Origin of the sequence: Flavobacterium fructosi, from assembly GCF_042787335.1 — a bacterium.
In the GTDB taxonomy this organism is placed as follows: Bacteria; Bacteroidota; Bacteroidia; order Flavobacteriales; family Flavobacteriaceae; genus Flavobacterium; species Flavobacterium fructosi.
Map to the genome: position 1 here is coordinate 120,500 of NZ_JBHZQA010000008.1, position 13,261 is coordinate 133,760.

Here is a 13,261-nt window from a genome sequence, read left to right on the forward strand (position 1 = left end):
AAATCATTAGTTTAAAATCTTATTCTGTCATTACATTCAAAAAGACTATCTTTGCAAAAAATTTAAGCAAATGACTACTTTTGAGCAATTCAATCTTCCTAAATCTGTACAAAAAGCAATAGACGATTTAGGATTTACAACACCTACTCCTATTCAGGAAAAAACTTTTTCTGTGATAATGTCAGGAAGAGACATGATGGGTATAGCTCAAACCGGTACTGGTAAAACATTTGCTTACCTGTTGCCTTTATTGAAATTATATAAATTTACTCCGGGACATACTCCTAAAATAGTAATTCTGGTTCCTACGCGTGAACTTGTAGTACAAGTGGTGGAAGAGGTAGAAAAATTGACAAAATATATGTCGGTTCGTACCGTTGGTATTTTTGGAGGTGTCAACATTAATACTCAAAAAACAACCGTTTATCAAGGTTGTGACATACTTGTGGGAACTCCAGGAAGAATCATGGATTTAACGCTGGATAATGTGATTCGTTTTGAAGAAATGCAAAAATTGGTAATCGATGAGTTTGATGAGATGCTTAATTTAGGTTTCCGTACCCAATTGACATCTATTTTAGCCATGATGCCAAAAAAACGTCAAAACATTTTGTTTTCGGCAACCATGACAGATGAAGTAGATGCTATTTTGAATGATTATTTCGATTATCCGGAAGAAGTTACCTTATCTGCATCAGGAACTCCATTGGAAAACATCAAACAAATCAGCTATCAAGTTCCCAATTTTAACACTAAAATAAACCTTCTAAAACATTTATTACAAAATAACGAAGACATGAGTCGTGTTTTGGTATTTGTGAATAATAAAAAGATTTCTGATATGGTTCATGAAAGAATCGAGGAAGATTTTGAAGGAGAATTTGGAGTAATTCACTCGAATAAATCTCAAAATTATCGTTTGAGTACAATGGCTTCGTTTCAAGAAGGAAATTTACGTGGTTTAATCACTACTGATATTATGGCGAGGGGTTTGGACATTTCCAGTATCACCCATGTTGTCAATTTTGAAATGCCCGAAATGCCTGAATTGTATATGCACCGAATTGGTAGAACCGGTCGTGCCGATGCAAAAGGAACGGCAATTAGCCTTATCGCGCCTCGTGAGGAAGAATCCAAAATCGAAATTGAAGTCTTGATGAACATGGAATTAGCAATCGAAGCTTTTCCAGAAACCGTTGAAGTTTCCTCTAAATTAATCGAACCTGAAAAAGACAGACAACCGATTAAGTTTATGATGAAAAAACAGAAGCTTGACGGAGACGGTGCTTTTCAAGAGAAAAGCAAAAAGAATAAGAAAGTCAATTTAGGCGGTCCTGGTGTCACCAAGAAGAAAACACATGGATCGGTAAATAGAAACATGCTAAAAACCAGAGACAAAAAAAGAAAAGATAAAAATAAATAACTAAAAAAGGCTAAAAATGACAATCATTTTTAGCCTTTTTTAGTTAGTCCTGCAGACCTAATTCTTTGTAAAAACCAAACAAACTGGCGAACATAAATTAATTCTTTTTCCAGTGTCCGTTAGCGATCCCGTATTAATATTTCTTTTAAAAATCACTACATCATTCGTATATTGGTGTGCCACCAAAAGAAATTTACCAGAAGGATCAATCGTGAAATTTCTAGGTCCTTTTCCTAAAGTACTTACTTGCCCTTTCGATAGTAATTTTCCGTTTTTTAGAATTTTAAAAATCGAAATGTTATTTGCTTCACCTCTATTTGTTGCATATAAAAATTTCCCGTCAGGCGAAATATGGATATCTGCAGAGCTGAAAATTCCTTTGAAATCTTTCGCCAAAATGGTCGTCTCATCAATTTTTTTCAATATTCCGTTGGAATAGCTAAAAACAGTTAATGCCCCATCTAATTCCTGCAACAGGTAAACAAATCTTCCGTCTTTGCTAAAAGTCAAATGTCTAGGACCACTACCCGACTTAACAGAAATACTATCTTTTATTTTCAATATTTCAGTAGGAGAATTGGGATTGTATTGATACGAATACACTTTATCATTCCCTAAATCATTCGATAAAACAAACTTTTTATCCGGAGAAAAATGAACCATGTGTACATGAGGTCCTTCTTGCCTTTTAGCGTTTGTTCCTTTTCCGTAATGTTGTATTAACTGTTTCGCTTCTGTAATACTTCCGTTGGGATTTTTTCCAAAAACAGCAATATTCCCACCCGAATAATTAGCTACAATTACATTTTTTTCGTCATTGATAATATAACAAGGATCAGCTCCTTTTGAACTTTGCTTATTGATCAAGTTCAATTTTCCGCTGGACGGATTATAACCAAAAGAGCTCACCGAACTTTCGGCACCATTTTCATTTACGGAATAAACGAAATTATTATCCTTTGAAACGGTTAAATAGCTAGGGTTTTTAACCTTATCCGTAGCATTTTTTAACTTAAAATCTCCAGTATTCGAATCAAAATCATAAACATACATTCCTTTGCTTTCGCAGCTATTTGTATAGGTTCCAATAATCAAATTGTTTTTGCTTTTTTGGCCTTGAATTGTTGCTGTTATTAAAATTAAAAGAATAGAGCAAAAATATTTTTTCATGTTTACATATTATATTTGAATGCTAAAAATACAAAATATTATTTATAAAGAATCTCATTTATATGTTCCTTTGAAAAAATACAACAACTTGACCAAAAACTGTTATCAAATTCGTATTTTTGACTAATAGCATTCAATGAAACACATTGAAAAACCGAATAAAGTGACGTAAACTCAACATCCGAATGTATTTTAAAAATCCCGAAATTTTATACTTTCTATTGCTATTGATTGTACCAATTTTGGTTCACTTATTTCAATTACGTCGTTACAAAAAAGAATATTTTACCAATGTTCGTTTCTTAAAAGAACTGTCCATACAAACCAGAAAAAGTTCCAAAATAAAAAAATGGTTACTTCTCAGCACTCGTTTATTACTTCTCTCTTGTGTCATCATAGCTTTTGCACAACCCACTTTTAAGGCAAAAGAAAAGGAAAATGCCACCAATGAAATGTATATTATTCTGGACAATTCCTTTAGCATGCAAGCCAAAGGAAAAAAGGGAGAATTACTAAAACGTGCCGTCCAGGAACTACTGGAAGAAACTCCTGAAAATCTGCATTTTTCTTTACTTACCAATTCTGGAAATTATTGGAACACAGATATAAAATCTATTCACAATAGCTTACAGAAACTTAAATACAGCGCCATACCATTTCAATTAGACAACATAATGGCACAGCTAAAAGCTCGTAAATCGGCTTTCAAAAAAGATGTTGTAATAATTACGGATGCCATTGGTTTAAACCAAAAACAACTTAAAAATAGTGACGCAATCAATTCTCTGAAATTTATAATTCCAAAAGCAGAGCAAAAAAACAATGTTTCTATTGACAGTGTTTTCATCAAGGGAGCATCTGATGATTTTTACGAAATTAGCATTGAATTAAAGGCTTACGGTGAAGACATTAATGCTATTCCAATTGCATTATACAATCAAAACAAACTCATTGCGAAGACCACAGTAAACTTTGAAACTAAGAAAAAAAGTATCTTTTTCACAATACCCAAACAAACTTTTCACGGTTATGTTTCAATAGTTGACAATGGTTTAGCGTATGACAACACGTATTATTTCAGCATTTCCAAAACCAAAAAAATTAACGTCATCAGTATTGGAGAAGCTGAAAAAAGTACTTTTTTATCCAGAATATATACCAATAACGAATTCGTCTATAACAACTTCACTGTTGGCTCATTGGATTACAATAAACTGCAAGATCAAGATGCCATTGTTTTAAATGAATTGGATGAAATCCCGCAAGCATTGCAAACCACATTAAAATCATTTGTAGAAAAAGGAGGTAATCTTATTGTAATTCCATCGACTTCATCCACAAGTGCAAATATGAATGCATTTTTGATGAATTTTGGCAACGTAAAATTCAATTCTTTAGAAAACACAGAAAAATTAATCACTAAAATTAATTTCAGTCATCCGTTATTCAACTCCGTTTTTGAGAATAAGGTAAACAATTTTCAATATCCAAAAACAAAAAAATCATTTGTATTATCCAGCTCAAGCCCTGCTGCATTGTCTTATGAAGACCTCAGTATTTTCTTGACAGCAATACAGAATCCTATTTCATGCGTTTATATTTTCTCGGCTCCAATTAATACTACAAATTCAAATTTCCAGCAATCTCCATTAATTGTTCCTACTTTTTACAAGATGGCATTAAACAATCAAAACAACAGTATAAATGCTTTGATAATAGGAAATAACAATCCACATCTAACTAACGCTTCATTAAACAAAGACGATATTTTGACCGTCAAAGGTATCGAAGAACAATTTATACCGGTTCAACAAATCCTCAATAATAAGATTAAAATAAATTTCAATGACTATCCGGAGCAGGCTGGAAACTTTGAAATATATAACAAAAAAGAGTGGCTGGAAAACATCAGTTTCAATTTCAATAGAACAGAAAGTGATTTGGCTGAAGCCAATGAAAACCTTCTTTCCGATTACAAAATAATCGATTCTACATCAACCTTTTTTGATACTTTACAAACTAACAAAACCGATAATCAAATTTGGAAATGGTTTGTTATCTTTGCGCTGTTATTTCTACTAGCGGAAATGGCAATTATAAGATTCGTAAAATAGAAACGAAGTTCAAATAATTAAAAAATACTTATGAAAATAATCATCAGAGAAGCAAAAATTATTGATTCAAAAAGTCCTTTTCATAACCAGACTTTAGATATTTTAATTGTTGATGGTTTTATAAAAAAAATTGGAAAATCTCTTCCAAATTCAGAAAATGCTGAAGAGATAAAACTATATAATTTACATGTCTCGCAAGGCTGGTTTGACAGCAGCGTTTCCTTTGGAGAACCTGGTTACGAAGACAGAGAAACTATTGAAAACGGGCTTAATACCGCTTCAAAAAGTGGTTTTACTGCAATTGCATTGCAACCCAACTCTTCCCCTATTATTGACAACCAGTCACAAGTCAATTTTGTATTGAACAAAGCGTATGGATTCGCCACTCAACTTTTCCCAATTGGTGCTTTGACCAAAGGAAGCGAAGGGAAAGACATGGCGGAATTATACGACATGAAAAAAGCGGGTGCTGTTGCTTTTGGCGATTATACGAAAAGCTTGGACAATGCCAATTTGCTTAAAATAGCGTTGCAATATGTGCAGGATTTTGATGGATTGGTGATCGCATTTGCTCAAGACGAGAAAATAAAAGGAAGCGGAGTCGCTAACGAAGGTATTGTTTCTACTCAATTAGGACTAAAAGGAATTCCTAATCTTGCCGAAGAATTACAAATAGCAAGAAATCTGTTCTTACTAGAATATACGGGAGGAAAATTACATATCCCAACCATTTCAACTGCAAAATCAGTGCAATTAATCAAAGAAGCTAAAGCCAAAGGATTGAATGTAACTTGTAGTGTAGCTGTGCATCATTTGGTTTTAACCGATTCAACATTAAAAGGATTTGATACCAGATACAAAGTTTCGCCACCATTACGAACAGAAACGGATAGAAATGCATTACTAGAAGGAATAAAAAACGAAACCATTGACATGATCACATCAGACCATAACCCGATAGATATTGAGCATAAAAAAATGGAATTTGATACCGCAAAAAATGGAACAATAGGATTAGAAAGTGCTTTTGGCGCTTTAATGACGGTTATCTCATTAGAAACTATAATCGAAAAATTGACTGCAGGAAAAGCTATTTTCAGTATAGAAAGTAACTCCATCGACGAAGGTTTACAAGCGAATCTAACTTTATTCAATCCGGAACCGAAAAGTATTTTTACCAAATCGAACATCTTATCAAAATCAAAAAATTCTGCTTTTCTTGGAATGGAAATCAAAGGAAAAGTCTATGGAATTGTGAATCAAAAAAAAATAATTTTAGCATAAAAAAAATGAACAACACGATCGAGGCAGGAAAAACAGCAGCCATAACAAGTTATATTTTAGGTATTGGTGTTTTTATAGCAATGTCAATGAACTCAGAAGACAAAAATACTTTTGCTTCTTTTCATATTCGTCAAGGATTAGGAATTACACTAACATTTATCTCATTAGGATTGATTATCAGCAATTTTGACAGTTTATTAATTTCTGCACCAATGTGGGTTTTTGTTTCTGTTTTATGGTCATACGGAATTTTTAGTGCTATAAAAGGAGAGACAAAACCAATGCCATTATTAGGGGCTTATTTTCAAAAATGGTTTTCAAACATATCATAATAAAATGAAATTATCTTTAGAATATAAAATACGAGAACCAAAAATAAAATTAGACAAAAATCCTCTTTTGCTTTTACTTCACGGTTACGGCAGCAATGAGGAAGATTTATTTTCATTTGCTACAGAACTTCCAGATGAATATTATATAGTTTCAGCGAGAGCTCCGTACAACATGCAATATGGTGCGTATGCTTGGTACTCCATCAATTTTGATGCTGATGAAAATAAATTTTCAGATCATGAACAGGCAAAAATTTCAAGAGATTTAATAGCTCAATTTATTGATGAATTAATTCAAACTTATCCCATAGACTCTAAAAACGTTACCTTGGTTGGCTTCAGCCAAGGTTCCATTTTAAGTTATGCAATAGCCTTATCGCATCCTGATAAAGTACAAAGAGTTGTTGCGTTAAGCGGTTATGTAAGTGAACCAATTTTAGAAGAAAATTACTTGATAAATGATCTTTCGAAACTAAAAATATTTCATTCACATGGAACGGTTGATCAGGTTATTCCAGTCGAATGGGCACGAAAAACGAAACCATTTTTGGAGAAATTAGGAGTAAATTCTACCTACAAAGAATATCCAGTAGGTCATGGTGTAGCACCACAAAATTTTTATGACTTTAAAAATTGGCTTCTTGAAAATTAGCATTCAGAATTGAATTGCAGTTTTCGGTATTTTTGAACACTGAAAACTGCAACGAAATACTAGATTTACTTTTGATACAGCAACGATTGATTTACTTCAAAAGCAATACTTTCATCATCATTGACAAAGTATTTCAATAAAACTTCTCCCCATATTTCTCCATCACTAAAATCAGCAATAATCCATCGGTGATTTAGAATTCTAACTTTATTGATAATAAATTTATTGGCCCCAATTTGATCTTGACCGGTATAAGGATTCCCTTTTGGATTTGAATTATAGTCCAGTAATTTCTCCGTTACAACTGGAATTAATTTTTCATATTGAATCGTTTTTTCACCGCTTCCGGTATCAAAATAATTTTGAGCATTTTCATTTTTTGCTAAAGAGAAATAGTTAGCATCAGCCAGTTTATTGGTAACAGAATTCAAACTGTCTTTCAACTTCGTAGTGAATTTTGTATATCTATCCTGTTCGAAAGCTACTTCCTTACTGAGAAACATATACGTATAGATATTCATCAGGATAATAAGAATAATAAGATAGAGCATTAATGATCTTTTCATTTTGAGTGGTATTAAATCGTAATTTGTAAATTATCGTAAGCCAAGAAAACGTTTTCAGGCAGTTTTTTTTGTACTTCTTCATGAAACCCAAGAATATGGCTAATATGAGTGATATACGTTTTATGAGGTTGAACCAAAGCAATAAAATCTAAGGCTTCCTGCAAATTGAAATGTGTATTATGTGGTTCTTCCCGTAAAGCATTTACAACCAAAACTTTTAAACCTTTTAGTTTTTGGATTTCACTTTCTTCAACTGTTTTCACATCTGTCAAATAAGCAAAATCATCAATTCGATAGCCAAAAACCTGAAGATCTCCATGCATGACATTTACAGGAATTGCCTTTTTGTCTCCAATAGAAAATGGGTGATTATTGACTACTTCAATCGTTTTCACAGAAGGTGCTCCCGGGTATCTATTTTTGGTTTCAAAAATATAATCGAAACGTCTTTTCAAGTTTTCAATTACGCGTTGATGCGCATAAATAGGTATCTCGCCTTGCTTAAAATTAAAAGGACGAATGTCATCTATACCTGCAGTATGGTCTGCATGTTCATGAGTAAACAGGATTCCGTCTACTTTGTGGCAGTTTGACGAAAGCATTTGTTGTCTGAAATCAGGTCCGCAATCGATTACGAAAGAATGATCGGCCCAAGAAATCCAAACGGAAACTCTTAACCTTTTATCCTTAAAATCAGTACTTTTACATACCGAATGATTACTGCCAATAACAGGTATTCCTTGTGATGTTCCTGTGCCTAAAAAATATATCTTCAACGGTATCATAATTTTTTACAAAAATAGGTTTATTTCTCCTTCATTAAAAACCATTTTAACTAACTTTGTAACATATTAGCCATATTTAAAATAAAATGGGTACTGAAATAAAACTAAAAGGTGACAAAGTCATCGAGCAAATTCCTTCTACAAAAGACAAGGCACTTCGTATTAACCTGAATGAAAACATCTACGGAACTTTTGCCGAAATTGGTGCCGGACAAGAAACTGTCAGACATTTTTTTAGAGCTGGAGGTTCATCGGGTACAATCGCAAAAGCAATGTCAGCATACGACAAAGATTTTAGTGATGCCGTTTACGGAATAGAGAAAGATGGCCGTTATGTTACGGAAAGCCGACTAAAAAAAATGTTAACCTTCGAAGGTCAATTAATTGAAGAACGATTAAGTAGAGAGAAACATCCAAATAAAATGTTTTTCAGCTATGCTAACACTGTAGCAACTATCGATTTTGCAAAACAATTTAAAGGACACGGATGGGTTGGTATTCGATATCAAATTGAACCAGATGAAGATTATAATGAAATTATAATTCATATTCGCTTTAAAGAAACCGATGTTCGATTGCAACAGGAGACCCTCGGTATTCTTGGTGTAAATCTTATTTACGGAGCCTATTACAAATACAACGACCCAAAACGATTGTTGCGTTATTTATATGACCATCTAGACAAGGATCAATTGGAAATAGATACCATCAATTTCTCAGGGCCGCGTTTTGCAGAAGTAGACAATCGCTTGATGAGTTTACAGCTAGTAAAAAATGGGATGACGGATGCGGTGATGTTTAATCCCGATGGGAAAAATATCCTTCCTGCTGCCATATTGTATAAAAAAAATATTCTCGCTTTTAGAGGTAGCTTTCGTCCCGTTACGAAAGTGAACATGGACATGTATGAGAAATCATTAAAAATGTTTCTAAACGAGAATAAAGTTGATGAAGAAAATACGCTTGTAATTTTCGAAATCACCTTATCAAATTTACGTTCAGACGGTGAAATCGATGAGAGAGATTTTATGGATAGAGCTGAATTACTCTGCTCGTTAGGACAAACAGTAATGATTTCTAATTTCCAGGAATATTATAAAGTAGTCGAATATTTTGCCAATTATACCAAAGCACGAATGGGATTAGCCATGGGTGTAAATAACTTGGTTGATATTTTTGATGAAAAATACTATCGTCATTTAAGCGGTGGAATTCTGGAAGCTTTTGGAAAATTATTTTATCGTGATATGAAAGTTTTCTTATATCCTATGATTGGTGAAAACGGCGAAATTATTACCTCAGACAATTTGAAAGTACATCCTAGAATGAAAGAACTATACAAATTCTTCAAGTTCAATGGAAAAGTTGTTGATATTGTTGATTATGATCCAGACATCCTAGAAGTATTCTCGCGAGAAGTGCTAAACATGATAAACCATGGAAAACCAGGCTGGGAAACTATGCTTCCTTCTGGAATTGCAGAAATCATAAAGGAACATCAACTTTTTGGGTATGATCCAAATAAACTATTAAAAATCAGCAATTAATGTATAGTTATCCGTACTCACTCGCAGTTATCAGATAGATAGTGCGGAAATAACTGGAAAACCAAATTCAGATACTAATAAAAATGCTCAGAAAAATGATACTAAACTATCCTTTCTGGGCATTTTTTGTGTCATTTCATTCTAAAATTTTAAAACTAAAAACTGCTTTTTATCACTTACTTGAGTATTTGAGCAGCATGTACTTTAGTTTTTACATCCGAAATTACCTCATCAATAATTCCATTTTCATCTATTACAAAAGTAGTTCTATGGATTCCGTCATATTCCTTTCCCATGAATTTTCTGGGACCCCAGACACCAAAAGCCTGAATTACAGATTTATCTTCATCAGCCAATAATGGAAACGGAAAGTCATATTTTTCTTTGAACTTAGCCTGAGCCTTTTGTGCATCAGCACTTACACCCAGAAGTTCAAAATTATTGGCATTGAAACGCTCAAAATTATCTCTAAGATCACATGCCTCGGCGGTACAACCCGGCGTATTTGCCTTTGGATAAAAGAAAACAACTAATTTTTTTCCTTTATAATCTGCTAATTGATGTAATTTTCCGTCTTGGTCTGGACCAGAAAAGTCGGGAGCTTTATCTCCTTTTTTTAATGTTGTCATTTTTTTTTGATTTATTTGAATAGAATAATTTTGAATTTTGCAAATGAGACTGAAATTTGTTTTCTTTACAGATCAAATTTAATGAATAATGAATAAACAAGAGCGCGTAACGTTTGTTATAAATACGTTAAATGAATTATACCCAACGATTCCTATCCCCCTTAATCATAAAGATCCTTATACATTACTGATTGCAGTTTTGCTTTCGGCACAATGTACGGATGTTCGGGTCAACCAAATTACACCTTTACTTTTTGCCAAAGCCGATAATCCGTATGATATGATAAAAATGGCGGTAGAAGAAATAAAGGAAATCATACGTCCTTGTGGCTTATCACCAATGAAATCGAAAGGAATTCTTGGCTTGTCCCATATTTTAATTGACAAACATGGTGGGGAAGTACCTCAGAGTTTTGAATATCTGGAAGAATTACCCGCTGTGGGGCATAAAACCGCAAGCGTCGTCATGTCTCAGGCTTTTGGAGTTCCAGCTTTTCCGGTTGACACACACATACACCGACTGATGTATCGATGGAATTTAACGAATGGGAAAAATGTGGTTCAAACAGAAAAAGATGCCAAACGTATTTTTCCAGAGGAAATATGGAATGATTTACACCTACAAATTATTTGGTACGGAAGGGAATATTCGCAAGCTCGCGGCTGGGATTTAGAAAAGGATATTATAACTAAAACAATAGGGAGGAAGACCGTTTTAGAAGATTACACCAAAAAATACACCTCATCTAAATAGGAGATTCCACTAATTTCAAAATAAAACTAGTGGAATCTGGTTATTCAAATCCTAAAAAAAGGAATCTTGAATTTTTTCTATGCAATATTATCCACCGCATTTGTGGGTTTGTTTTTAATTAGCTATTATTTCGAAACTTGTATCTTTAATTTTTATTATGCTTAACGCTTTTGAATAACTCAATAAAAAAGAAATATTTTCTTTACTAGGTTTCATCGTCTTCGTAACTAATGATTTTTTAGAGTAAATTTTTGCCATATTGTAATAAATTTATTTTTATATTACAACGGAGCAAGTTTCTATTTATTGTCAATTAGTCAAAACAATTTGATGCTTATCGATAACTTTTCTCATATTCATTAATGCATAACGCATTCTCCCTAAAGCCGTATTTATACTTACGCCAGTTATCTCGGAAATTTCTTTAAAACTCATATCCTGATACATCCTCATTACCAAAACTTCTTTTTGATCGACAGGCAATTCTTCAATCAATCGCTTTATATCCATCTCGACTTGTTCTGAAATTATTTTATTTTCTATCGAAAGTGAATCATCAGACATTATTGAAAAAATAGAAAATTCCTCTGTTTCTCTAAACATTGGCATTTTTTTAGTTTTTCGATAATGATCAACTATAAGATTATGTGAAATACGCATTACCCAAGGTAGGAATTTCCCCTCTTCATTATAAGAATTTGATTTTAAAGTTCTGATTACTTTAATAAAAGTATCTTGAAAAATATCATTCGAAATATCTCTATCAGAGATTTTAGAATATATAAAACCATAAATTTTTGATTCGTGTCTTTTGATTAATGCAGCCAAGGCATTTTCATTACCGGAAACATAATCCTGAACCAATAAAGCATCGGGAAGTTGTGTATTAGCCATAGTTATACCTTTTAGTTGTTAATTAAAATTGGAGAAATTTCTCTAAAAAGTAGTGTTATAGTATAGGCTAATATTGTTTAGTGTTATTGTATGCATCAAATTTAGCAAATATTTTTTTTAGGAAGCAAATAAAATTAAGAAAAATTAACATTTAAAGGATAAATATGTTAAAATTTAAAGTATTACTTTAAGTTAAACAGTTGTTATAACCGTTATTACGAACTCATTAATGTCTTTTCTTAAAAGTAACATTTAAAAGTTGTAAAAAAACATATCGGAAAAACCTATTTAACAAGAAATATAATGATAATATAGAATGAAGTCTTATCATCAACAAAAACTCTTAAAAATCTTATTGATAAACCCTTACATAGTCAATGTAAAACTTTTGCGGAAAAATAGTATCATCGACTTTTGGCCCACCAAAATTTCCTCCAATAGCCAAATTAATAAGAAAATAAAAGGGCTGATCAAATGGCCAAGTATTCCCGTCTTTAATCGCCGGATTAAAAGTATAAACTATTAAATCATCTATAAAAAAATCCATTTTGTTTTTTGACCAATCCAAAGCGTAAACATGAAAACCTTTTTCAATATCCGAGATTTTTGTTTTCTTAGTATTAATACTATTTCCATGACTTTCTTGCGTATGCAAGGTTGTAAATACCATCTGAGGTTCCCTTCCTATATATTCTAATATATCAATTTCACCAGATTTAGGCCAACCAACTTCACTAATATTTGAGCCTAACATCCAAAAAGCTGGCCAAATACCATGACCAACAGGTAATTTAGCTCGTGCCTCAAAACGACCGTATTGAAACTCTTTCTTATTTTTTGTCGTTATTCGAGTTGATGTATATATGTTTCCTTCCTTTTTGGCTATGATAACAAGTTTTCCGTTTAGCAGTTTATGATTTGTATCCGTGTACAATTGTCGTTCGTTATTTCCCCAACCACAATTAGGGCAGCCATCACCAATCTCAATATTCCAGCTTTCTTCGTTTAAAGTGTTTCCACTGAAATTCTCCTCCCAAACTAGTTTTCTTTTTGTTTGTTGTGCCAAACATAAATGCCCGATAAATAATAGCATTAAAATTTTCTTCATTTT

At 32.7% G+C, this 13,261-nt stretch carries 13 protein-coding genes; 7 read left to right on the forward strand and 6 right to left on the reverse strand.

What is annotated here, in order from left to right:
- The first annotated feature begins 70 nt into the window (after positions 1–70).
- Entirely contained in the window at positions 71–1,423 is a 1,353-nt protein-coding gene (locus ACFX5D_RS12645) for a DEAD/DEAH box helicase (RefSeq protein WP_379858542.1), read from the forward strand.
- A 57-nt stretch (positions 1,424–1,480) separates the two neighbouring features.
- Here ACFX5D_RS12645 and ACFX5D_RS12650 read toward each other — a convergent pair whose 3' ends face one another.
- Positions 1,481–2,593: a lactonase family protein gene (locus ACFX5D_RS12650; protein ID WP_379858543.1), complete on the reverse strand. Its 1,113-nt coding sequence runs from the start codon at positions 2,591–2,593 to the stop codon at positions 1,481–1,483.
- Positions 2,594–2,778: 185 nt separating this feature from the next.
- On the opposite strand from ACFX5D_RS12650, the gene ACFX5D_RS12655 reads away from it, so the two are divergent.
- Genes ACFX5D_RS12655 through ACFX5D_RS12670 form a run of 4 tightly spaced genes read left to right on the forward strand, consistent with a single transcriptional unit; the run spans position 2,779 to position 6,975 of the window.
- The gene (locus tag ACFX5D_RS12655; protein WP_379858544.1) at positions 2,779–4,707 is read left to right on the forward strand and encodes a vWA domain-containing protein; all 1,929 of its coding nucleotides are present in this window, start codon (positions 2,779–2,781) and stop codon (positions 4,705–4,707) included.
- Positions 4,708–4,737: 30 nt separating this feature from the next.
- Positions 4,738–5,991: a dihydroorotase gene (locus ACFX5D_RS12660; RefSeq protein ID WP_379858545.1), complete on the forward strand. Its 1,254-nt coding sequence runs from the start codon at positions 4,738–4,740 to the stop codon at positions 5,989–5,991.
- 5 nt (positions 5,992–5,996) lie between these two features.
- Positions 5,997–6,323 carry a hypothetical protein gene (locus tag ACFX5D_RS12665; RefSeq protein WP_379858547.1) on the forward strand — a complete coding sequence of 109 codons (327 nt, stop codon included), beginning with the start codon at positions 5,997–5,999 and terminating at the stop codon, positions 6,321–6,323.
- Between the two features lie 4 nt (positions 6,324–6,327).
- Entirely contained in the window at positions 6,328–6,975 is a 648-nt protein-coding gene (locus ACFX5D_RS12670) for an alpha/beta hydrolase (protein ID WP_379858548.1), read from the forward strand.
- 65 nt (positions 6,976–7,040) lie between these two features.
- Here the strand turns inward: ACFX5D_RS12670 and ACFX5D_RS12675 are convergent, their stop codons facing one another.
- Both ACFX5D_RS12675 and ACFX5D_RS12680 read right to left on the reverse strand, forming a co-directional pair.
- Positions 7,041–7,541 (reverse strand): hypothetical protein, encoded by a 501-nt coding sequence (locus ACFX5D_RS12675; protein ID WP_379858549.1) that lies wholly within the window; start codon positions 7,539–7,541, stop codon positions 7,041–7,043.
- A gap of 11 nt (positions 7,542–7,552) precedes the next feature.
- The gene (locus ACFX5D_RS12680; protein ID WP_379858550.1) at positions 7,553–8,317 is read right to left on the reverse strand and encodes an MBL fold metallo-hydrolase; all 765 of its coding nucleotides are present in this window, start codon (positions 8,315–8,317) and stop codon (positions 7,553–7,555) included.
- A 95-nt stretch (positions 8,318–8,412) separates the two neighbouring features.
- Here ACFX5D_RS12680 and ACFX5D_RS12685 point away from each other — a divergent pair, with 95 nt between their 5' ends.
- Positions 8,413–9,873 (forward strand): TonB-dependent receptor, encoded by a 1,461-nt coding sequence (locus ACFX5D_RS12685; RefSeq protein ID WP_379851583.1) that lies wholly within the window; start codon positions 8,413–8,415, stop codon positions 9,871–9,873.
- A 176-nt stretch (positions 9,874–10,049) separates the two neighbouring features.
- Here the strand turns inward: ACFX5D_RS12685 and bcp are convergent, their stop codons facing one another.
- Positions 10,050–10,502: a thioredoxin-dependent thiol peroxidase gene (bcp, locus tag ACFX5D_RS12690; protein WP_379858551.1), complete on the reverse strand. Its 453-nt coding sequence runs from the start codon at positions 10,500–10,502 to the stop codon at positions 10,050–10,052.
- 88 nt (positions 10,503–10,590) lie between these two features.
- Between bcp and ACFX5D_RS12695 the strand changes: the two genes are divergently transcribed.
- On the forward strand, positions 10,591–11,256 hold the full coding sequence (locus ACFX5D_RS12695; RefSeq protein ID WP_379858552.1) for an endonuclease III domain-containing protein: 666 nt from the start codon (positions 10,591–10,593) through the stop codon (positions 11,254–11,256).
- 309 nt (positions 11,257–11,565) lie between these two features.
- Here ACFX5D_RS12695 and ACFX5D_RS12700 read toward each other — a convergent pair whose 3' ends face one another.
- Complete coding sequence (locus ACFX5D_RS12700) at positions 11,566–12,150, reverse strand: RNA polymerase sigma factor (protein WP_379858553.1); 585 nt, start codon at positions 12,148–12,150, stop codon at positions 11,566–11,568.
- Positions 12,151–12,502: 352 nt separating this feature from the next.
- A complete protein-coding gene (locus ACFX5D_RS12705) occupies positions 12,503–13,258 on the reverse strand; it encodes a glycoside hydrolase family 16 protein (protein ID WP_379858554.1) in 756 nt (251 codons plus the stop codon).
- Positions 13,259–13,261 lie beyond the last annotated feature (3 nt).